General features: G+C 64.2%; 16 protein-coding genes. 10 read left to right on the top strand and 6 right to left on the bottom strand.

What is annotated here, in order from left to right; all coding sequences use genetic code 11:
- The 6 genes from VNZ93_RS11375 to hcrB form a co-directional block, all read left to right on the top strand.
- Positions 1 to 339 (top strand): DUF6504 family protein (locus tag VNZ93_RS11375; RefSeq protein ID WP_325704498.1); only part of this gene is annotated, 339 nt, incomplete at its 5' end.
- The gene (locus VNZ93_RS11370; protein ID WP_325704495.1) at positions 336 to 3,941 is read left to right on the top strand and encodes an error-prone DNA polymerase; all 3,606 of its coding nucleotides are present in this window, start codon (positions 336 to 338) and stop codon (positions 3,939 to 3,941) included. The genes VNZ93_RS11375 and VNZ93_RS11370, both read left to right, overlap by 4 nt.
- A 66-nt stretch (positions 3,942 to 4,007) precedes the next feature.
- Positions 4,008 to 4,430 (top strand): thioesterase family protein, encoded by a 423-nt coding sequence (locus VNZ93_RS11365; protein WP_325704492.1) that lies wholly within the window; start codon positions 4,008 to 4,010, stop codon positions 4,428 to 4,430.
- 175 nt (positions 4,431 to 4,605) lie between these two features.
- A complete protein-coding gene (locus tag VNZ93_RS11360; protein WP_325704489.1) occupies positions 4,606 to 5,088 on the top strand; it encodes a (2Fe-2S)-binding protein in 483 nt (160 codons plus the stop codon).
- A gap of 205 nt (positions 5,089 to 5,293) precedes the next feature.
- A complete protein-coding gene (hcrA, locus tag VNZ93_RS11355) occupies positions 5,294 to 7,651 on the top strand; it encodes a 4-hydroxybenzoyl-CoA reductase subunit alpha (protein WP_325704486.1) in 2,358 nt (785 codons plus the stop codon).
- A gap of 184 nt (positions 7,652 to 7,835) precedes the next feature.
- On the top strand, positions 7,836 to 8,855 hold the full coding sequence (gene hcrB, locus VNZ93_RS11350; RefSeq protein WP_325704483.1) for a 4-hydroxybenzoyl-CoA reductase subunit beta: 1,020 nt from the start codon (positions 7,836 to 7,838) through the stop codon (positions 8,853 to 8,855).
- Between the two features lie 7 nt (positions 8,856 to 8,862).
- Here the strand turns inward: hcrB and VNZ93_RS11345 are convergent, their stop codons facing one another.
- From VNZ93_RS11345 to VNZ93_RS11330, 4 genes are all read right to left on the bottom strand, one after another.
- Positions 8,863 to 10,629, bottom strand: a complete 1,767-nt coding sequence (locus VNZ93_RS11345; RefSeq protein WP_325704481.1) for a potassium/proton antiporter — start codon at positions 10,627 to 10,629, stop codon at positions 8,863 to 8,865.
- A 93-nt stretch (positions 10,630 to 10,722) separates the two neighbouring features.
- Positions 10,723 to 12,471 carry a YbaL family putative K(+) efflux transporter gene (gene ybaL, locus VNZ93_RS11340; RefSeq protein ID WP_325704478.1) on the bottom strand — a complete coding sequence of 583 codons (1,749 nt, stop codon included), beginning with the start codon at positions 12,469 to 12,471 and terminating at the stop codon, positions 10,723 to 10,725.
- A gap of 308 nt (positions 12,472 to 12,779) precedes the next feature.
- Positions 12,780 to 13,715, bottom strand: a complete 936-nt coding sequence (locus VNZ93_RS11335; protein WP_325704475.1) for a 3-keto-5-aminohexanoate cleavage protein — start codon at positions 13,713 to 13,715, stop codon at positions 12,780 to 12,782.
- Between the two features lie 73 nt (positions 13,716 to 13,788).
- Positions 13,789 to 14,994: an aminotransferase class V-fold PLP-dependent enzyme gene (locus VNZ93_RS11330; RefSeq protein ID WP_325704472.1), complete on the bottom strand. Its 1,206-nt coding sequence runs from the start codon at positions 14,992 to 14,994 to the stop codon at positions 13,789 to 13,791.
- A gap of 131 nt (positions 14,995 to 15,125) precedes the next feature.
- Here VNZ93_RS11330 and kynA point away from each other — a divergent pair, with 131 nt between their 5' ends.
- Together kynA and VNZ93_RS11320 are read left to right on the top strand one after the other, a co-directional pair.
- Entirely contained in the window at positions 15,126 to 15,974 is an 849-nt protein-coding gene (gene kynA / locus VNZ93_RS11325) for a tryptophan 2,3-dioxygenase (protein WP_414710055.1), read from the top strand.
- Positions 15,975 to 16,092: 118 nt separating this feature from the next.
- On the top strand, positions 16,093 to 17,310 hold the full coding sequence (locus tag VNZ93_RS11320; protein WP_325704469.1) for a patatin-like phospholipase family protein: 1,218 nt from the start codon (positions 16,093 to 16,095) through the stop codon (positions 17,308 to 17,310).
- Positions 17,311 to 17,362: 52 nt separating this feature from the next.
- Here VNZ93_RS11320 and VNZ93_RS11315 read toward each other — a convergent pair whose 3' ends face one another.
- Together VNZ93_RS11315 and VNZ93_RS11310 are read right to left on the bottom strand one after the other, a co-directional pair.
- Positions 17,363 to 19,066 carry an IlvD/Edd family dehydratase gene (locus VNZ93_RS11315; protein ID WP_325704466.1) on the bottom strand — a complete coding sequence of 568 codons (1,704 nt, stop codon included), beginning with the start codon at positions 19,064 to 19,066 and terminating at the stop codon, positions 17,363 to 17,365.
- Positions 19,067 to 19,215: 149 nt separating this feature from the next.
- The gene (locus tag VNZ93_RS11310; RefSeq protein ID WP_325704463.1) at positions 19,216 to 20,190 is read right to left on the bottom strand and encodes a LysR family transcriptional regulator; all 975 of its coding nucleotides are present in this window, start codon (positions 20,188 to 20,190) and stop codon (positions 19,216 to 19,218) included.
- Positions 20,191 to 20,341: 151 nt separating this feature from the next.
- Here VNZ93_RS11310 and VNZ93_RS11305 point away from each other — a divergent pair, with 151 nt between their 5' ends.
- Positions 20,342 to 21,838 (top strand): glutamine synthetase family protein, encoded by a 1,497-nt coding sequence (locus tag VNZ93_RS11305; RefSeq protein ID WP_325704460.1) that lies wholly within the window; start codon positions 20,342 to 20,344, stop codon positions 21,836 to 21,838.
- Between the two features lie 217 nt (positions 21,839 to 22,055).
- Positions 22,056 to 22,841 (top strand): aromatic ring-hydroxylating dioxygenase subunit alpha (locus tag VNZ93_RS11300; protein WP_325704457.1); only part of this gene is annotated, 786 nt, incomplete at its 3' end.

The raw sequence follows: 22,841 nt of genomic DNA, 5'->3' as shown, positions 1-22,841 counted from the left end.
CATGCTGCCGCGCAGGAAGCCCTGTTTCAGGACAGCCGGATCCCGACGCGTCCGATCCGGCTATTCGAACGGCCCGAACCGGTCGAGGCAATCGCACAGGTGCCGGATGGTCCGCCGGTGCAATTCAAGTGGCGACACGTCACGCATGACGTCGCCTATGCCGAAGGCCCCGAAAGTATCGCGATGCAATGGTGGCGCACCGATCAGGGCCTGCCGGTCACGCGCGACTATTTCCGGATCGAGACGCGGCAAGGCGCGCGTGTGTGGCTCTATCGCGAGGGCATCTATCAGGACAGGGACAACCCGCCGCACTGGTTCCTGCACGGGATTTTCGCATGAGCAATATTCACCCATTGCCGGCGCGGGAACGCGACGACGGACGGGAAGCACACCCGCCGGCGCCACCGGCCTATGCGGAATTCGGCGTCACCAGCAATTTCTCGTTCCTGCGCGCGGCCTCGCACCCGGAAGAGCTGGTCGAGCAGGCGAAAGCGCTCGGGCTTGCGGCCATCGGCATCGCCGATCGCAACTCGGTCGCAGGTGTCGTGCGTGCGCATGTGATGGCGAAAGAAAGAAACATGCGGCTGGTAGTCGGCGCCCGGCTCGTATTCGCGGACGGCACGCCCGACATCCTCGCCTATCCATCGGACCGCGCGGCCTGGGGACGGCTGACGCAGCTTCTGTCCTGCGGCAAACGCAGGGCGGAAAAAGGCGACTGCATCCTGCATCTGTCCGATCTCATCGCGCGGATCGAAGGGCTGAACCTCATCGTCATGCCGCCGGCGCGGATCGATGAGCGCAAATTGTCCACGCTGATCACACGTCTGAAACAGCACGCGGCGAAGCGATCGCTGTGGCTCGCGGCGAGTTTCCTCTATCGTGGCGACGACCACCGCCGCATGGCAAGGCTGGCACGGATCGCGACCGGCAATCTCATTCCCCTGATCGCGACCAATGACGTGCTCTATCACGAGCCCTGGCGCCGCATGTTGCAGGATATCGTCACCTGTATCCGCGAGCATGTCACCATCGATCAGGCCGGGCGGCTGCTCACACTCAATGCGGAACGCCATCTGAAAGCGCCGCAGGAAATGGCGCGCCTGTTCGCCGACTATCCCGACACCATTACACAGACCAAACGCCTGCTCGACCGCTGCCATTTCTCGCTCGACGAGATGCAGCACGACTATCCGTATGAGACACGCGGCGAATACGAGACGCCGCAGGCGCGGCTGATCGCGCTGACCGAGGCCGGCGTGAAGCGCCGCTTCAAGACCGGCATCAAGCCCGCGATCCGCAAGATCCTCGACCAGGAACTGAAGGTCATCGGCGAGCTCGGCTATGCGCCGTTCTTCCTCACCGTGCACGACATCATCAATTACGCGCGCAGCCTGCCGGACCCGATCCTGTGTCAGGGCCGCGGCTCCGCCGCCAATTCGATGATCTGCTATTGCCTCGGCATCACCGAGGTGAGCCCGGATACGATCGAACCGCTGTTCGAGCGCTTCATTTCCCGGGATCGCGGCGAGCCGCCCGATATCGACGTCGATTTCGAGCATGAGCGGCGCGAGATCGTGATCCAGCACATCTATGAGAAATATGGCCGCGACCATGCCGGCCTTGCCGCCACGGTGATCTGCTATCGCGGCCGCAGCGCAGTGCGCGAAGTCGGCAAGGCGTTCGGGCTGTCGGAGGATATTGTCTCGGCGCTGGCCTCGACGCTGTGGGGCTGGTCGATGGACGGCGTGTCCGAGAAGGAGGCGCGCCGCGTCGGCCTCGATCCGTCCGATCCGCGCCTGCGGATGACGCTGGCCCTGACGCAGGAATTGCAGGGCTTCCCGCGTCATCTCTCCCAGCATGTCGGCGGCTTCGTCATCACCCGCACACGGCTCGACAAGGTGGTGCCGATCGAGAATGCGACGATGGAGGACCGCACCGTCATCGAATGGGACAAGGACGATCTGGAGGCGCTCGGCCTTCTGAAGGTGGACGTGCTTGGATTGGGAATGCTGAGCTGTTTGCGGCGCTCGTTCGAACTGTTGCGCAACCATTACGGAGTCGAGCGCACCCTGTCCGAACAGGACGAGGACAAAGCCACCTATCGCATGATCCGGCGCGCCGACACCATCGGCGTGTTCCAGATCGAAAGCCGTGCGCAGATGTCGATGCTGCCGCGGCTGAAGCCGGAAAAGTTTTATGACCTTGTCATCGAAGTCGCGATCGTGCGGCCCGGCCCGATCCAGGGCAAAATGGTGCACCCCTATCTGCAGCGGCGCGAGAATCCGAAGGCGGTGACATATCCGTCGCCGTCACCGCCCTGGCCGCAAGACGAACTCAGGCGCGTGCTCGAACGCACGCTCGGCGTGCCGCTGTTTCAGGAACAGGCGATGCGCATCGCCATCGATGCCGCGGGCTTCGCGCCGGCCGAAGCCGACAAGCTGCGGCGCGCGATGGCGACCTTCAAGCGCGTCGGCACCATTCACACCTTCCAGAAGAAGATGATCGACGGCATGACCGCGAAGGGCTACGCGCGCGATTTCGCCGAACGCTGCTTCGAGCAGATCAAGGGATTCGGCGAATACGGCTTTCCGGAAAGCCACGCCGCGAGTTTCGCCAATCTCGTCTACGCATCATCCTGGCTGAAATGCCATTACCCGGACGTGTTCGCGGCGGCTTTGCTCAACAGCCAGCCGATGGGCTTCTACGCGCCGGCGCAGATCGTGCGCGATGCGCAGGAGCACGGCGTCGAAGTGCGCGACGTCGACGTCAACGCCTCGGACTGGGATTGCACGCTGGGGGCTTTGGGTTCTGAAAAGCAGCAACTCACTCTGCTTTACCCTCCCCCTTGTGGGGAGGGTCGATCGACTGAGCGTAGCGAAGGAGATCGGGGTGGGGCAGAGGCAATCGAGATCGAAGCGACGAACCCCACCCCGCCTGCTTCGCTTCGCTTAGCAGGCGACCCTCCCCACAAGGGGGAGGGTAAACTCATTCATCCCCGTCACGCGGAGATGAAAAACGACATCCGCACCACCCACGCCATCCGGCTTGGCTTTCGCCAGATCAGCGGGCTGTCGCAAGAGGATGCCAACACCATCGCCGAGAGGCGCGGCGCGGGCTACGACTCCATCCGCGATCTGTGGCTGCGTACGGGATTGCGCCCAGCCGTGCTGGAAAAGCTCGCCAATGCCGACGCCTTTCGCTCGCTCGGCCTCGACCGCCGCGATGCGCTCTGGGCGATCCGCGCGCTGCAGCGTTCCGGCGACAAGGACGACCTGCCGCTGTTCGCGCGCGTCGCCATGCCCGAGATGGAACCTGACGTCGCTCTGCCGCCGATGCTGCCGGGCGAACAGGTCGTGGAGGATTACCGGCACCTCAAGCTGTCGCTGCGCGAGCATCCGGTCTCGTTCCTGCGCGCCGATCTCCATGCGCGCTCCATTCTCTGCAACGACGCGCTGTCGCGCACATCCTCCGGACGCAGGGTCACCGTTGCCGGCATCGTGCTGATCCGCCAGCGGCCCGGCACCGCCAAGGGCGTGATCTTCATGACGCTGGAAGACGAGACCGGCATTGCCAACACCATCGTATGGCCGAAGGTGTTCGAGACGTTCCGCCCGGTCGTGCTGGGGGCGCGGCTGGTCAGCGTCACCGGCAAGCTGCAGAACGAGAAGGGCGTGATCCATGTGGTGGCGGACCAGATCGAGGATCTCACGCCGCTGCTGAGCCGGCTCTCGGAGCACGGCGCCTCCATCGAATCGCTCGCCCGCTGCGACGAGGTGAAGCGGCCCGACCCCGGCAACCGCTCCGCAAAAAACCGGACCGACCATCGCGCGCATCCGCGCCGCGGCGACGCGCTTGTCCGGCTGTTGCGGGAACAACCCGAACTTGCCGAGGAACTGATCGCGACCCACCAGGTGATGCCGAAGGGCCGGAATTTCCATTGACGGTACATTTGACATGCCCCCGTCCGCTGCGGCATCGAATGCCCCGGTTCTGAACGGGAGTTTTTCGTGGGCGACTTCGTCAACAAGCGGCACTTCACCATCGACTGGGCCTATTGCGATCCGGCCGGCATTGTCTTCAACAGCCGCTTCTTCGAGTTTTTCGACACCTCCAGCTGGCACCTGTTCGAGGCCGCCCTCGGCGTGAAGCCGCAGGAGATGGCCAAGACCTTCGAAATTCTCGGTGTGCCGCTGGTCGATGCCCGCGCCAAGTTCATGATCCCGGCGAAATTCGGCGACGTGGTCGAAATGCATTCCTTCGTCAGCGAATTCCGCCGTTCGAGCTTCGAGGTCCGCCACCAGATCTTTGTCGACGGACAACTTGCGGTCGATGGATCCGAAACCCGCGTCTGGGCCGCGCTCGACGAAACGGGCAAGCTCACGACGAAGCCGATCCCGGCCGACGTGATCGCCAGGTTCAAGACGCCCTGAGACAGCGCTTTCGAGCGAAGGGCTACCCAGTTCGCCAAGCCGGAACGCTTCCGAACAAAGTGGCCAGCGATTCCCAATTTCCGCTCTTCGGATTGCATGGTTGGAGGCCAAACTATTAGTCTGTAGCAATTCAAAAGACTGAGCCGGGACTACCGGCCATCCGGGAAACGCACCAATGGCGAGATTGCTTGAGCTCGTGCTCAACGACCGAAAACGCGTGGACGCGGTCCCGGACAATCTGCTGCTGCTCGATTACCTGCGCGAAGTCGCCGGCCTCACCGGGACCAAGACCGGCTGCGATGGCGGCGAATGCGGCGCCTGCACCATTCTCGTCGACGACAAGCCCGTCCTGTCCTGCCTCACACTCGCGGCAAGCGTCGCCGGCCGCAAGGTCAACACCGTGGAATCGCTCGGCCAGGATGGCCAGCTTTCGGCCGTGCAGCGCGGCTTCCACGAAAAGCTCGGTTCGCAATGCGGCTATTGCACGCCCGGCTTCATCATGGCCTCGGTCGCGCTGTTGCGCAGCAATCCGAATCCCACCGATGACGAAATTCTCGACGCGCTCGGCGGCAACATCTGCCGCTGCACGGGCTATGTGAAAATCATCGAAGCGGTGAAATATGCCGCGAGCCTGCATGGGCAGGGAGTCGCGCCATGAACGCCGCGATCTTTTCCACTGCGTCGCGTACGCTTTCTGCTCCCCTCCCCCCGCGAGCAAAGCGAGTGGTGGGGAGGGGTCGGGGGTGGGGGGCATATACCGGCCCGCTCGAACAGTTACGACTACCCCCCACCCGGCTCGCTGACGCTCGCCACCCTCCCCACCGCTTCGCGGGGGGAGGGAAAGAAGAGCGGAGGATCGCGCCATGAACAAGCCCGTTCCCGCGCACGAAGCCGTCCCCGCGCATAACATCGGCGATTACGTCCCGCTGGTCGACGGACCGGAGAAAGTCTCCGGCCGCGCGAAATACACCGCCGACATTCTCGCACCCGGCATGCTGGCCGGCCGCATCTATCGCAGCCCCTATTCGCACGCCGAGATTCTGGACGTCGATATTTCCGAGGCCCTCAAGGTTCCGGGCGTCAAGGCGATCGTCACCGGCGCGGATTGCGACAAGACCTTCGGCGTGTTGCCGATTGCGCGCAGCGAGCATCCGCTGGCGCGCGGCAAGGTCCGCTATCGCGGCGAGCCGGTCGCAGCGGTCGCGGCCATCGACGACGCCACCGCGCGACAAGCTGTCCGACGCATCAGGATGACGGTGCGCGAATTGCCGGCCTATTACACATCGCAGGATGCGCTCGCGCCCGACGCCGTCCAGCTGCACGAAAAAAAGCCCGGCAATCTCGAACGCGACGTGTTCTTCGAACTCGGCAATGTCGAGAATGCCTTTGCCGATGCCGATCTCGTGCGCGAGGGCGTCTACAATTGCCCGGAAGTCTGCCAGGTGCAGATGGAGATGCATGCCGCCGTCGCCGACTATGACGCCGTGCGCGACCGCATCACCGTGCATGCCTCCACGCAGGTGCCGTACTACGTGCACCTGATGCTATCCGACATCCTCGACATGGACATGTCGCGCATCCGCGTGGTCAAGCCGCATGTCGGCGGCGGCTTTGGCTGCCGCACCGAAACGCTGAATGTCGAGCTGATCACGGCGCTGCTCGCCCGCAAGGTCGGCGGCGCGGTGCGCACCGTGGTCAATCGCGAGGAGACGTTCATCACTCATCGCGGCCGGCCCGAGACCGACATCAAGCTGAAGATCGGCATGAAGAAGGACGGCCGTATCACCGGCGTCGAATGCGAGGCGATCCAGCGCGGCGGCGCGCATTCCGGCTACGGCGTAGTCACCATCCTCTATGCCGGCTCGATGCTGTACGCGATCTACGACCTGAAGAACGTCAAGTATATCGGCAAGCGCGTGCTGACGAACACGCCGCCCTGCGGCGCCTTCCGCGGGCACGGCACCGTGGACGTGCGCTTCGCATTCGAGAGCCTGCTCGACCAGATGGCGCACGAGATGGGGATCGATCCGTTCCTCGTGCGCCGCGCAAACCTGCTGCAGGCGCCGACCTTCACCGACAACGATCTGATGGTGAATTCCTACGGTCTTCCCGAATGCCTCGACCTCGTCGAGCAATCGAGCGGCTGGAAGACCCGCAAAGGCAACATGCCAAATGGCGGCAGCCTCAAGAAGGGGCTCGGCATGGCCTGCTCGCATTACATATCGGGCGCATCCAAGCCCGTGAACTGGACCGGCGAGCCGCACGCCACCGTGAAGATCAAGGTCGATTTCGACGGCTCGCTGGTGGTTCTGTCGGGCGCGGCCGATATCGGCCAGGGCTCGTCGACCATTCTTGTGCAGGCGGTGGCCGAAGTGCTCGGGCTCGACATGTCGCGCGTGCGCGTCGTGACCGGCGACAGCGAGGTGGTGCCCAAGGACAACGGCTCCTATTCGTCGCGCGTCACCTTCATGGTCGGCAACGCCGCGATCGACGCCGCGCGCAACCTGAAGGCGCTGTTCATCAAGGCTGCCGCGCGCAAGCTCGATGCGAGGCCGGAAGATATCGAATGCCTCGGCGAGGTCTATCGCGCGGGCGCGCAGGACAAGGGCGCGACCTTCGAGGAGGTCGTGGTCGAGGCGCTGAAGGACTCCGGCACCATCACCGTCACCGGCAATTATTCGACGATCCCGGAATCGCATGGCGGCAAGAAATATCGCGGCTCCGCAATCGGCGGCACCATGGGCTACAGCTATTCGGCGCAGGTGGTCGAAGTCACCGTGGACGAAGACACCGGCGTCGTCACCGTCGACAAGGTGTGGGTCGCGCATGACTGCGGCAAGGCGCTGAACCGGCTGAGTGTCGAGGGTCAGGTGCAAGGCTCGGTCTGGATGGGAATGGGCCAGGCGATGAGCGAGGAGACCGGCTATCACGAGGGACTCCTCGTCACCGGCAACATGCTGGATTACCGCGTGCCGACGATGAAGGACTCGCCGCCGATCGAAACCTACATCGTGGAGAGCAACGATCCGCACGGCCCCTTCGGCGCCAAGGAAGCGGGCGAAGGGTCCCTCGCCGCCTTCCTGCCGGCGCTGACCAATGCGATCCATGACGCCATCGGCATCCGCTTCAACGACCTGCCGATGACACCGGATCGCGTCTACGAGGCAATCGAGAAGAAGAAGCGCGCCGAAGCACGCGGCAAGAAGAACGGGGGCGCGTGATGATTACTCGAGTCACGAAGGCACGCTGCCGGTTCTCCCTCCCCCTGAAAGGGGGAGGGTTGGGGAGGGGGTCGTTACAATCGGACCCCCACCCGACTTCCGTCGCTTCGCTCCGTCAGTCGACCTCCCCCTTTCAGGGGGAGGTGAGATGGGAGAGAGCGCGCCCCGGAATGACGGAGTAATCATGGACGCGCTTCCCGACTTCAAGCTCCTGCGCCCGACCACGCTCGACGACGCGCTGAAGGCGCGCGCAACGAATCCGGATTCGCGGCCGCTCGGCGGCGGCACCGATCTCACGGTGAATATCCGGCGCGGCATCGTCGCACCGGCCGTTCTGATCGAGATGAACAATGTCGCCGAACTGCGCGCGATCAAGGCGGATGCGAACGGCATCGAGGTCGGCGCCTCGGTGACGCTTGCCGAACTGTCGGAGCATCCGGCCGTCCGCGCGCATTACCCCGTCGTCGCGCAGGCCGCGCACGAGATCGCCGGGCCGACCCACCGCGTCATGGGAACGGTCGGCGGAAATCTCTGTCTCGACACGCGCTGCATCTACTACAATCAGAGCGAATGGTGGCGCGACGCCAACAATCATTGCCTCAAGACCACCGGCACCATGTGCCACGTCGCGCCGAAAAGCCGTGGCGTCTGCTTCGCGACCTTCAGCGGCGACCTTGCACCGGCTTTCCTGACGCTCGGCGCCGAAGTTGACCTTGCCGGACCGCAAGGCCGCCGCACGGTGCCGCTCGATCAGATCTATATCGGTTTTGCGCGGCAGGACGTCCCGGTGACGGAGACGCAAGGCGACGGCAAATTCTTCCTCGCATTGCGGCCGGGCGAGATCGTGACTGCCGTGCGCGCGAAGAATACGCCCGGCCTGCGCTCGGCCTACGACAAGATCCGCATCCGCCGTTCGATCGAATATCCGGTTGCGGGCGTTGCGGTGGCGCTGAGGCGCGACGGCGATACGCTCGCCGATCTGCGCGTTGCATTCACCGGCACCAATCCGCGGCCGGTTCTGCTCGGCGGGACAAAGGACCTGTGCAGCAGGCCACTCGACGAGGCGTTCTACAAGGGCCTCGACGATCTCGTTCGCGATCAGGTGATGGCGATGAAGACGACCTTCACGCCCGGCCACTATCGCCGCCGCGTCGCCTCCGTGCTGGCCCGCCGGCTGGTGACGAAACTGTTTGAGCAGCCCTAGGACGGTGTCATCCCGCAAGCCGGCGCAGCCACGCCATTGCGCGTTGCGCCCACGGCTTCTCTTCCTCGTCCGCAAGCTGCAGGCCGACCGTCAGCACCTGCCCATCTTTCACGCGATGCACCACCAGCACGACTTCGCCGAGCCGCTGCTTGTCGCCGGACTGCGGCACACGGCCGAGCCGCTCGCCGAACAGGTCTGCCACCGTCATCTGCTGCTGCGACGGATCGACCGAGATGCCGTAGATCTCGGCGATCGCGCCGAGCGTCGTGTCGCCGCCGATGAAGAAATCACCGAGCAGCTCAGGATCGGGTGACGACGGCGGCGGCAGGTTGGCGAAGAAGCGGTCGAGCGAGGACGCCTTTTCCTGCGGCGCCAGAAGATAGACATGATCCCCCTCATGCAGCCCGCGTGCTTCTTCCGGCGTCATTACCTTCTCGTCGCGCACCACCAGCGCGATCTTTGCCCATGACGGGATGATGCCCCCGCGCAGATACGGGCTGCCCGGCGTCACCGGATAACCAACCAGCTCCTGCGCGCGCTGCCCCGGCAGATCGAGCTCGATGCGCGGCTGGAACGCATCCGGACGTTTTTTCGCGATCCTCAGCCAGCGTGCGGCCGGCGCGATGGTCCAGCCCTGCACGAGCAGCGACACGAACACCACGATGAAGCCGACGTCGAAATAGATTTGCGAATTCTTCAGTCCGACCAGAAGCGGCATCGAGGCCAGAAAGAAGCCGACCGCCCCGCGCAGACCCACCCATGAGATGAACAGCTTCTCCCGCACCGAGAAGCGATAGGGCACGAGCGACACGAAGACACCGACCGGACGCGCAACCAGCATCAGCACGAGCGCGATCCCGATCGCGGGCAACAATTGTTCGGGAAACCGCTGCGGCCAGGCCAGCAATCCGAACAGGACAAACATCGCGATCTGCGCCAGCCAGGTGGCGGCATCGAGAAAGGTGACGATCGCCGTGCGCGCCCGCATCGCGCGGTTGCCGACGATCAGCCCCGCAAGATAGACCGCGAGGAAGCCGGACGCATGGATCGACTGGCACAGCCCGAAGGTCACGATCGCGCCTGTGGCCACGAAGGGAGCGTGCAGGCCCTGCGGCAATTCCACGCGATTGAGTATCGCGACGATGACGACGCCGCCGGCAATGCCGATCATCGTGCCGAGCGCGCTCTCGCGCACCAGCACGAGCAGGATTTCGAGCGCGGGCTTATCGCCGTGCAGCAGGATCTCGACCAGAACGACGGTGAGAAATACCGCGAACGGATCGTTGGTGCCGGATTCGACTTCGATGGTCGCCGCCACGCGCGGGCGCAGCCGCAGCCCTCGCGCGTGCATCAGGAAAAACACGGCCGCGGCATCGGTCGAGGCAACCGCTGCGCCGAGCAGCAAGCCTTCAACCCAACTCAGGTTGAACAGATAGACCGCCGCCGGCGCGACGATGCCGGACGTGACCAGCACACCGACGGTGGCGAGCGTTCCGGCCGGAGCGAGCACACTCTGGAAGGTCGCAAATCGCGTTCGCAGACCGCCGTCGAACAGGATCAGGGCGAGCGCGATCGAGCCCACCATGAAGGCCAGCCGAACATCCTCGAAATGGATGCCGCCCGGCCCGGATTCGCCCGCCAGCATGCCGACAACGATGAAGATGAGCAGCAGCGGGGCGCCGAACCGGAGCGCGACAAGGCTCGACAGGATGCCGGCCATCGCCAGCAGAGCCCCCAGTAGAATGGCGATATTGATGCCGTCGAGTGCGCTCATGGGCCTCCATGCGAGATTCGCATAGGAGAGCCCGCGCGCCGCTCGCGCAACGGAAATCGTGCGCGCGGCGGCGATTTTTTTGGCGGGTGGCCGCTACGCAGGCTGCTCCGCAGGCGTGATATTGCCGATCACCGGTTCATCAGCGGCCGGCTCGGCTTGAGGCGGCACACCGGTCGCGCCGTACGACGGAATGGCTGCGATCATCGCCTTGGCGATCTCATGCTCGCCCATGATGACCTCGGTCGCGCCATGCTTCTTCAGATGCGCCGTCTCTTCCTCCGAATGCGACCGCGCGATGATGGGCAGGGCCGGATTCGCCTTGCGGCCAAGTTCGGTCGCGAACCCGCCTTCGAAAGCGTCGGGCACCGCGACCAGCAGACAGCGGGCGCCGGCAAGATTGGTGGCAGCCAGAACGTCCTTGTTCACCACGTTGCCGCGCAGCGTTTCCACGTTGTTGCCCGAGAGGGTTTTCAGCGCCTCGGCATCGGTGTCGATCACGAGGAGAGGAATGCCCGCCTCGATCACCCGCGGCGCGACGAAGCGGCCGACCCGGCCATAGCCGAGCAGCACGACATGGTCGGAGAGCTTCGTGTCCGGGATCGGCTCGCGCGCGGCGCGCTTGCGGCTTTCGGGCTCTTCCTTCGGCTTCGGCTTTTCCTTCGCGAGATGTCGATCCAGCATCACGAAGAAGATCGGGTTCAACAGGATCGACAGGATCGCGCCGGCCAGGATCAGATCGCGGGCGCGATCGGGCAGCAGTGCCAACGTGACGCCGAGTCCGGCGAGGATAAAGGAGAATTCGCCGATTTGCGCGAGGCTGGCCGAAATCGTGAGCGCGGTCGACGGCGGATAGCGGAACAGCCGCACGATGAAATAGGACGCGACCGACTTGCCCAGAACGATGATGAGCAGCGTCGCCAGCACCGGCAGCGGCTCGCGCAAGAGAATCGACGGATCGACCAGCATGCCGACCGACACGAAGAACAGCACCGCAAACGCGTCGCGCAGCGGCAGCGTTTCCTGCGCGGCACGCTGCGACAATTCGGATTCGGCGAGGATCATGCCGGCGAAGAAGGCGCCGAGCGCGAAGGACACGTCGAACAGGGTGGCCGCACCGAAGGCGACGCCAAGCGCGATGGCGAGCACGGCGAGGCGGAAGAGTTCGCGCGAGCCGGTATGAGCGACCCAATGCATGATCCACGGGATCACGCGGCGGCCGATGATCAGCATCACCACGACGAAACCGGAGACCTTGGCGAGCGTCAGCAGCAGCGGCCAGGCCAGCTCCATCCAGGTCAGGCCCTGACCGCCGGACTTCAGCGTATCGGCGAGCACCGGCAGCAGCACCAGCGCCAGCACCATCGCGATGTCTTCCACGATCAGCCAGCCGACCGCGATCCGGCCGCGCTCGGTCTCGACCAGCCGCCGCTCCTGCATGGCGCGCAGCAGCACCACGGTCGAGGCGACCGAGAGGGCAAGGCCGAAGACCAGACCCGCGGCGACCGGCCAGCCGATCAACCAGGCGAGGCCCATGCCCAGCGCCGTTGCGACCGCGATCTGTGCGATCGCGCCCGGAATGGCGATTGCCTTCACCTTCAGCAGATCTTCGAGCGAGAAATGCAGGCCGACGCCGAACATCAGCAGAATCACCCCGATTTCGGCAAGCTGGTCGGCGATCTTCTGGTCGGCGACATAGCCCGGGGTAAACGGGCCGATCAGGATGCCTGCGATGAGGTAGCCCACAAGGGGCGAAACGCGCAGACGCTGCGCCAGCGCCCCCAAGCCAAAGGCCAGCACAAGGCCCATGACGAGCGTGGAAATAAGCGGAGTGTCGTGATGCATGTCACTGTCTTAACGGCTCAATGCGCCGATGACGAGACATGCGACAATGCGCGCAGGCGGAAATGGCCGATCTGTCAAAGACGTGAACACGCGTGCGCAGGATTTCCACTGTCCCACCGGGGGATGGGCGGCCGACGCGACGCATATGCGAGCGGCTCGCGGGGCACGCGCAGCCGGCCGCGCCTCTCCACCAAAGCTTCAAAGCAAGCGATAGGAACATAACCCTGAGCCGCATTTCCGGGACGCGATCGTTGCGGCGTCCCGGAATGCGATAATCAGCGCTCGCGGAAACGGCGAGCGGCTGCAGCCTAGAACCCGACCTTGTCGCCGCCCTTGAGCGAGAGAATTTCGCGGGCGTCGTCCGGGGTCGCGATCTCGAGGCCGAGGCCTTCAAGAATCTTGCGGACCTGGGTGACCTGAGCCGCGTTGCTGGTCGCGAGCTGGCCCGGACCAACCCACAGCGAATCCTCAAGCCCGACGCGGACATTCCCGCCCATGGCGGCTGCGATGGCCGCGACCTTCATCTGGTTCGCACCGGCGCCCAGCACCGACCAGTGATAGTTGTCGCCGAGCAGCCGGTCCGCGGTGCGCCGCATCTGCAGGACGTCTTCCGGATGCGCGCCGATGCCGCCGAGAATGCCGAACACCGACTGCACGAAGATCGGCGGCTTGATGACGCCGCGATCGAGGAAGTGCTTCAGCGTGTAGAGATGGCCGATGTCGTAGCACTCGACCTCGAAGCGGGTGCCGTTTTCAGCGCAGGTGGTGAGGATGTACTCGATGTCGGCAAAGGTGTTCTTGAACATCCCCTTGCGCGATCCTTCGAGATACGGCTCCTCCCAGTCGTGCTTGAACTTGCCCTTGTAGCGCGGGATCATCGGATAGAGCCCGAAATTCATCGTGCCCATGTTGAGCGAGGCGACTTCCGGCTTGAAGGTCGCTGCCGGACGCACACGCTCCTCGATCGCCATGGTCGGCGCGCCGCCGGTCGTGATGTTCACCACCACGTTGGAGCGCTGCTTGATCACCTTGAGGAAGGGCGCGAAGGCCTCCGGCGTCTGGTCGGGCCGGCCGTCCTGCGGATTGCGCGCGTGAAGATGCACGATCGCAGCGCCGGCTTCCGCGGCGCCGATCGCGGCGTCAGCGATCTCCTGCGCGGTGACCGGCAGATGCGGCGACATCGACGGCGTATGGATCGAACCGGTGACAGCGCAGGTGATGATGACTTTGCGGGCTTTCGCCATATTTCCAACCCCGGACTTTTATCGTTTGGAATGGGCCGGGATTGAGCGCATCGCGTCGCGCATTCGTCAAGCGTCAAAGCTCGCGCAGACGGTGCAGCAATCGCTCAACATCGCCCGCATTGTGGTACAGCCCGAAGCCGACACGCAGGCGCGTGTCGCGCACATCGACCACAATGTTCTTCGCCTTCATCCGCGCCTGCCAGTCCAGCGCATCGGGATGATCGAAGGTGAGGAAATTGCCGCGCGACATCTCCTGCGCCGGCACGACGAGACGCGCCGGATCGAACAGGCCGAATGGCCGCGCTGAGATATCGCGAAGGAACATGTCCTGCAGCGCGAGGACATGCGCATGGATCGCCGCAGCATCGAGACGGTGCGCGGCCATCCAGTCCAGCGCCGCCCGCATGCGATAGAGCCCGCTCGGATCGAAGGTCGCGCCCATGAAGCGCTGGCCATCGGTGGCATAGCGCACGCGATCCTGCGGCCCGGATAGCGTCGCGAAGCTCGCATACCATCCGGTGTTGCGCGGCCGCGGACCGAAGCCGGGCGGGCAATGCATGAAGCAGATGCCCTCGCCCGCCATCGCATATTTGTATCCGCCGGCGAGATAGAACGCGCGGTTTGCGATGCGCGACAGATCGACCGGCCGCGCAAGGAATGCGTGATAGCCATCGATCACCACCAGACGATCCGGCGCGGCAACCGCATCGACCAGCGCATCGATGTCGGGCAGCGCATAACCTGAATTGAAGAAGACCTGGCTGACGAACACCATGTCCGGCGCGTGCGCTTTCACCGCGGTGACGATGCGATCCTGCACGGTGGCAAACGGCTCGCTGGGGACAATCACGAGTTCGATCAGCTTGTCCTCGGCGAGGCGCTCAGTCTGCCGCTTGAAGGAATGAAACTCGCTGTCGGTCGTGACGATCACGGGCGCCCGGCCGAGCGGCAAGGCCGAGATCAGCCGATTGACGAATTCATGGGTGTTGACCGCCGTCACGAGGGTTGCCGGATCGGGCAAACGCAGATGCTGCGCAATCGCGCGCGCGACCGCAGGCCAGACCTGCCCCAGCACATGCGACCATTTCTCGTCGACCAGCCGAGCCGCATCGTCCCAAAGTTGAATTTGCGCAGCGCGCGTTGCATCCGGCCAATAGGCATGACTATGCGCGGCGAAATGCAACCGGTCCGGGTCGGCGTCGCGAAAGCTCGAAAATTCTGCTGTCAGGTCGAGCGGCATATTCGGGCGTAATCTCTCGATAATCATCCGGGCTTGCATGCTTTGCATGCGCCCGGAAATGGCGAATTGCTGGATTCCAGCTTTCGCGGGATCGAACGGATGGCTAGGTTGCGTCCTAACGCAATGGACCAAATTTCGAAGCGAACCGCAAACCGTTGAAAGCAGCGCCCGTGTCCGAGAACCAGTCACCCCCCCGGAGCCGTATCGGCGACGACATCCATGTCGATCTCGCCGGCCGCATGACCTACGGCGATTATCTGCAACTCGACACGCTGCTGGCCGCCAAGAAGCCGCTGACCGACAAGCACGACGAGCACCTGTTCATCACCATCCACCATGTTCAGGAATTGTGGCTGAACCTGATGGCGCACGAACTGAACACCGCGATCGACTTCATTATGCGCGACCAGCTTCCGCCCTCGTTCAAGTCGACAGCGCGAATGACCCGCATCCTCGAACAGATGATCAATGCCTGGAACGTGCTGTCGACAATGACGCCGTCCGATTATCTGGAATTCCGAAGCGCGCTCGGTCAGTCGTCCGGCTTTCAGTCCTTCCAGTATCGCATGGTGGAGTTCCGCCTGGGGGCCAAGGACCCCAAGATGCTGCTGCCCCACCGGCACAACACCGAGACCTACACCCGGCTGCAGGCGGCGCTCGAGGCGCCCAGCCTCTACGACGTGGCGCTGATGCTGCTGCAGCGGCGCGGCTTCGATATTCCCGATAGCGTCGTGAAGCGGGACTTCTCGGTCCGGCACGTGTTCAGCGATGCGATCCGCGACGCCTGGCTCAAGGTCTATCGCGACCCCAAACAGTATTTCGACCTCTACGAGCTGGCCGAAGAGCTGGTCGATCTGGAAGATTGGTTTCAGCAGTGGCGTTTCCGCCACATGAAGACGGTGGAGCGCATCATCGGCTTCAAGCGCGGCACCGGCGGCTCGAGCGGCGTCGCATTCCTGAAATCAGCGCTCGATCACTCGTTTTTCCCCGAGTTATGGGCAGTTCGCACCGAGCTGTAGAACGGGCTATTCCGCATTAGGACATTGTTCACTATACGGCCGGCTTCGGGTTCTCCCTTAAGCCGCCGCAAAGTGATCGTTGTTCAGATGCGGCCGGGGATTGATGGGGTATTTGCGTATGCGTTGGCGTGCACGAGGATTGTCGGGCCGGGGTGGCCTGCGGCGTGCCGTTGCGCTTGCCTTCGCCGCCGTGCTGCTGGCCGCGTGCGCCACAGTCGAACGCATTCCCTATACCCAGCAGGAACAGGAACTCGCGGTCATCCCGGGTATTCCCGAGGCCCGGATCTGGGCCGACGATCCGTCGCTCGCGCGGCGAAATCCGCTGCTCGATCTGCGCGCGCGCGAAAATCCGGCGATCCTGGCCCTGTCCGGCGGTGGCGCAGATGGCGCCTTCGGCGCCGGCCTGCTCAACGGCTGGACGCAACGCGGCGACCGGCCGAAATTCACCGTCGTCACCGGCGCAAGTGCGGGCGCGCTGATCGCACCCTTCGCCTTCCTCGGACCGCAATACGACTCCGTACTGGCCGATGTATTTTCGAGCGGCGCGTTCGAAGGCTTCCTGAAGTTCCAGGGTGTGCGCGGCCTGTTCGGCACCGGCCTGTTCGAGGCGGCGCCGCTGAAGCAGCTGATCGCCAGATATGTGACGCCCGAGGTTATTGCGGCCGTCGCGCGTGAGTATCGCGCCGGGCGGCGTCTTTATGTCGTCAGCACGCAGCTCGACGCGCAGCGCACCGCGATCTGGGACATGGGCGCGATCGCGTCGAGCGTGGATCCCCGCGCTCCAGAGCTGTTCCGCCAGGTGATCGAAGCTTCGGCCAGCATTCCCGGCATCTTCGCGCCGGTCCTGATCGACGTTGAAGCGCAGGGCAAACGCTTCGCCGAGATGCATGTCGACGGCGGCATCACCGCGAACGTGATGGTCGTGCCCGAAGCGATGCTGATCGCCAATCGTCCCGCCGTGACGACAGGCGTGCGCCCGCGCATTTACGTGATCCTGAACAGCAAGCTCGCGCCCTATTTCGACGTGGTGCCGGCGACCACAGTACGGATCGCGGTGCGTTCGTTCGAGACCTCGGTGCGCGCGAATACCCGCAACACCCTGCTCGCTTCCTACGAATTCATCCGCCGCCGCAACTGGACGCTGACGCTGGCCGCGATCGACGACAACTTCCCCTCGCAAGCCTCTCCGGGCTTCGACACCGCCTACATGAAGGGCCTGTTCGAGTTCGGCCTGGAGCAGGGCCGGACCGGCGCCGCCTGGCGGCGCGGGCCCGGCTCAGACGCGCCGCCACCGATCCGCGCGCCGCGCACCAGCCAGAGCGTGGTGACGCAGTAATCTTTTTCCTTCACCCCCCCTTGCAGAGGGGGGTGGAGGAGTGCGCGGCGAACTACTTCTTCGCCGCCGCCAGAAAATCGAAGTCGCAGCCTTCGTCCGCCTGCTGCACGTGATCGCGATAGAGTTTCGCGTAGCCGCGCTGCGCCACCTCCGGCACCGGTGGCGGCGTCCAGTCCTTGCGGCGCTTCTCAAGCTCGGCGTCGCTGACCAGCAGTTCGAGGCTGCGGTTCGCAACATCGAGCCTGATGCGGTCGCCGGTCTTCACCAACGCGAGCGGACCGCCGACCGCGGATTCCGGCGCAATATGCAGGACGATGGTGCCGAACGCGGTGCCACTCATGCGCGCATCGGACAGGCGCACCATGTCCTTGACGCCCTTCTGCGCCAGCTTCTTCGGGATCGGGATATAACCCGCCTCCGGCATGCCGGGCGCGCCGATCGGACCGGCGTTTCGCATCACGATCACATCGTCCTCAGTGACATCGAGCGCGGGATCGTCGATCCGCGTCGTCATGTCCTCGACCGATTCGAACACGACCGCGCGGCCTTCATGCTGCATCAGCTTCGGTGACGCCGCCGCCTGCTTGATCACCGCGCCGCGCGGGCAGAGATTGCCGCGCAGGATCGCCATTCCACCTTCCTTCTTCAGCGGCGCATTGCGCGGCTTGATCACGGTCTGGCCGGGCACATCCTCGAAGGTCTTGATCGCGTCGCCGAGCGTGCCGCCCATCACATGCTTTGCATCGAGCACGAGCAGGTCCTTCAGCTCCTGCATCAGGCGCGGCACGCCGCCGGCATAGTGGAAGTGCTCCATGTAGTGATCGCCCGACGGCTTGAGATCGACCAGCACCGGCGTCTTCTTGCCGATCTCGTCATACTCCTCGAGCGTCAGCGGCGTGTTGGTGCGCCCTGCGATGGCGGACAGATGCACGACGCCATTGGTCGAGCCGCCGATCGACTGCAGCACCACGATCGCATTGTGGAGCGCGTCCTTCGTGATGATGTCCGACGGCTTCGGTCCTCCGGTCTTCGCAAGCACGGCCGCCTGCTTGCCGGTGGCTTCTGCCATCCGGATGCGGTCGGCATGCGGCGCGGGGATCGTTGCCGCGCCCGGCAGCGTCATGCCCATCGCTTCCATCATGCAGGCGATGGTCGAGGCCGTGCCCATCACGCCGCAGGTGCCGATCGACGGCGCCAGCCGTTCGTTCGCCACTTCGATGTCCTCCGCGCTGATGCGGCCGCCGCGAAACTCGCCCCACAATCTCCGGCAATCGGTGCAGGCGCCGAGCACCTCACCCTTGAAATGACCGACCAGCATAGGCCCGACGGGAAGCACGATAGTCGGCCGGTCGGCGCTCACCGCCGCCATCACCTGCGCGGGCGTGGTCTTGTCGCAACCGCCGATCAGCACCACCGCATCGACCGGAAGCGCGCGCATCATCTCCTCGGTGTCCATCGCCATCAGATTGCGCAGAAACATCGAGGTCGGATAGGCGAAGCTCTCGTGGATCGAGATGGTCGGAAACTCCATCGGCATCGCGCCCGCAAGCATTGCGCCGCGCTTCACCGCCTCGATCAGCTGCGGCACGTTGCCGTGACAGGGATTGAAGTCTGAATAGGTGTTGGTGATGCCGATGATCGGACGATCGAGCGCATCGTCCGAATAACCCATGGCCTTGATGAAAGCCTTGCGCAGGAACAGCGAAAAGTCCTTGTCGCCGTAGCTGGTCAGTCCTTTGCGCATACCGCTGGTCACGCGTCAGCTCCTCGCAGTTCCCGCCCGTCCGCGGATATTCGAGCCTCTCTATGGAGGAAGGCTGGGCGACGCAAGCACGGACGCACGAACCAGCCCCACGGTGACGGGCCATTTTCACAGTGTCGGACCCGCGTCGGATCTGCGCAGCTTCAGGGTGCGGAAATTTCCCTCGCCGCCTCACGCAGGCAATCCATCAGTCTAGCGGCAGGCGGGGACAGCGATTGACCGCGCATCCGCACGACCGACAGGGCCGCAGCGGTCCGCATCGTCTCCACCGGCACCCGCTTCAGCAGACCGAGCTTTTCGAAATAGGCCGTGATGTCCTCCGACAGCACCCACAGCATGTCGCGCGCATTCATCAGGCTGACATTGGTCTGGATCGACGAGGACTCGATCATGCAGCGCGCCGGCCTGCGCTTCACGCGCCGGAAGATGCGCTCGATACCAGCGCGCATCGGCGTACCGTCCTGCGGCAGGATCCAGTCCTGCTCGGCGAGCTTCGCCCAGCTCACCGCCGAGCCGCGCGTCAGCGGATGCTGCGGACCGGCCACGATATGGATGGCCGGGTCGTAGAGTTCGTCCATCGCGAAATCGCGGTCGACCAGCGCGGGTTCGACGCGACCGACGACGAGATCGAGCCGGCCGTCGCGCAGCATGGCGAAATGCTCCTCCATCGCGCCTTCTCGCATCGTGACGACGATATCGGGCGCCTGATCGAGCAGGAGCTGGAGCGCGCGCGGCATGAGGACATAGCAGGCGCCGATGCCGGCGCCGACGGCCACCGTGCCGGACAAGCCGCTCTCGATCGCCTCGATCTCGGCCTGCGCACGATCGAGATTGCCGACGAAGTTTGCTGCATGGCGGATCAATGCGCGCCCCGCCGCGGTCGGACGCAGCGAGCGTCCCGCCTTCTCGAACAGCGCGACGGACAGATCGTCCGACAACGCACCGAGAAGCTTCGACGCGGCAGGCTGCGACAGCCGTGCCTCGCGCGCGGCCGCGCTCAGGGTCGGCGCATGGTCCAGCGCGGCAAGGAGTTCGAGCTGCCGCAGGCGGACGCGCCGACGCAGGGTCTCTCCGGATTTGCGCGGTCTTGGGCGCGGTGTGGACAGCTTTCTGGACATATGCCGATTATGACATGAATTTGCGCCGACTATTCATTTGATCAATCTACATCGATCTTTCAGAATTGCTCCAGTCTTCGTGCTGCGAAAGCGATAAAGTCCGGGCTCTCCAATGGATTCCTCCCCCTCCTTCGCCCGTCCCGGACTGACAATGAAAAAGCCCGCACCGTTCATCGAACGCTTCGGCCTGTGGAGCGCCGAGCAGGCGCGGCAGGCACGCGCACTGAAAACGCTGATCGCGAAACACAAGCTGAAGCTGATCCGGCTGGTCTGGTCGGATACCCATGGCCACGCGCGCACCAAGGAAGTGACCATCCCGGCTTTCCTCTCGGCGCTGAGCGGCGGCTACAACATCAATGTCGCGACCACGACGCTCGATGCATCCGGCGCGCGCACCTTCGCGTCCTTCACGCCGGGCGGCGGCATGGGCCTTGAGGAGATGACAGGCTCGCCGAACCTGACCATCGTTCCGGACCCGTCGACCTTTCGCGTGCTGCCCTGGGCGCCCGGTATCGGCTGGGTGATCTGCGACGAGTATTTCAACACCGGGATTCCGTTCCACTTCTCGCCGCGCCAGCTTCTCAAGAAGCAGCTCGCTCGCCTGAAGCAGCAGAAGTTCGGGCTGACCGTCGGGCTCGAGGTCGAGTGGTATCTCCTCCGTCTCGCGGGCGATCCCATCCTGCCCGAGAACACCAACGCCATCGGCATGAAGGGCAAGCCGGTTCGCACCTTCCCGGTCGAAACCGGCTATTCGTATCATTCGGAATCCAACTTCGATATCATGCAGCCGGTGCTGACGGCGCTGTGCGAGCATTTCGAGGCGATCGACCTGCCGCTGCGCTCGATCGAGAATGAATGGGGCCCCGGACAGGTCGAGTGCACCTTCGCGCCGAAGGCGGCGCTGACCACGGCCGACAACCTCATCCTGTTCCGCAGCGCGACGCGCCAGATCACGCGGCGCATGGGCTATCTCGCGACCTTCATGGCGCGCCCGGCATTCCCCGGCTTCTGCGCCAGCGGCTGGCACCTGCATCAGTCGCTGAGCGACGTGAGCGGGAAGAAGAATCTGTTCACGCCGGACGGAAAGGGAGAGCCGCTGTCACCGGTCGGGATGCATTACCTTGCCGGCCTGCTCGCGAATGCGCAGTCGACGACGCCCTTCACCACGCCTACGATCAACGGCTATCGCCGCTACAAGGCGAACTCGCTCGCACCCGACCGCGCGACCTGGGCCTATGACCATCGCGGCGTGATGGCGCGCGTGCTCGGCGCGCCGTTCGATCCGGCAACGCGGATCGAGAACCGGATCGGCGAACCATCCGCCAATCCTTATCTCTACATTGCCGCGCAGATCGTGTCGGGTCTCGACGGTATCGCCAACAAGCGCGAGCCGGGGCCGCAGGAACTGAACCCGTACAACTCGGACTTTCCGTTGCTGCCGAAGACGCTGCCGGACGCACTGTCGGCGCTGGAAAGCTCATCGCTGTTCCGCGAGCAATTCGGCGAGACGTTCATCGACTACTTCCTCGCCTTCAAGCGCACCGAGATCGGGCGCTTCGAGAAATGGAAGAGCGAACATGGCGTCGCCGGGCATCCGGCGGACGAGGCGACCGAATGGGAGCAGAATGAGTATTTCGATTTCTTTTGAGATGCGTCGCTCGCTCTCCTCTTCTCTCTCTCCCTGCGACGCTCTCTCCGCGGCTCACCTCCCCCTGAAAGGGGGAAGTCGACGCGCGAAGCGCGGCAGGTGGGGGTTCCTTACTGATTCTGCAGACCCCCTCCCCAACCCTCCCCCTTCCAGGGGGAGGGAGTCCACGCTGTACGCACTTCGCCTCCGATAACCACACAGCAGAGGACATGACGCCGTGCTGGAAAAAACAACGAACCTGATCCGCACCGCCTATCTGGCGCCGCCCTATGACTATGACGAGCTCGTGCAGCGCGACCGCGTGCATCAGCTCATCTATACCGATCCCGCGATCTTCACCGCCGAGATGACGCATATCTTCGGCGCAGTATGGGTCTATCTCGCGCATGAGAGCCAGATTCCGAAGAACGACGACTTCATCACCGCAAGGCTCGGGCTGCGCCCGATCATCGTGCTGCGCGATTCAAAGGGCCAGATCCGCGCGCTCTACAATCGATGCACGCATCGCGGCACAACACTCTGCCGGCTGGAAAAGGGCAATTCCAACGTCTTCCGCTGTCCCTATCACGGCTGGACCTTCAACAATGACGGCACGATCCGCAACGTTCCCTGGCCCGACGGCTATGCCAACGATGTCACCGAGACGCGTTTCAACGCCGCGCAGATCCCGCGGGTGGAGAGCTATCGCGGCTTCATCTTCGGCACGCTCAACATGGATATGCCGCCGCTGGAAGAATATCTCGGCGGCATCAAGGGACCGCTCGACGAATGGCTCGATCGCCATCCCGGCGGCAAGGTCGCGATCTGCGAGGCCAACCGCCTGAAATTCAACGGCAACTGGAAACTCGCCTACGACAATTCCTGCGACGGCTACCACGTCGTGTTCTCGCATCGCTCGCTGCTCGACATGGAGAACCGGCTGGTCGCGGAAGGCGACAAGGGCATGTCCTATTACAAGGGCCGCCCGGACGAAGCGCCGATGTACATGAAGTATTTCGGCCAC

This window comes from Pseudorhodoplanes sp., from assembly GCF_035565795.1.
GTDB lineage: Bacteria > Pseudomonadota > Alphaproteobacteria > Rhizobiales > Xanthobacteraceae > Pseudorhodoplanes.
This window is presented reverse-complemented; position numbering and strand designations above follow the sequence as displayed.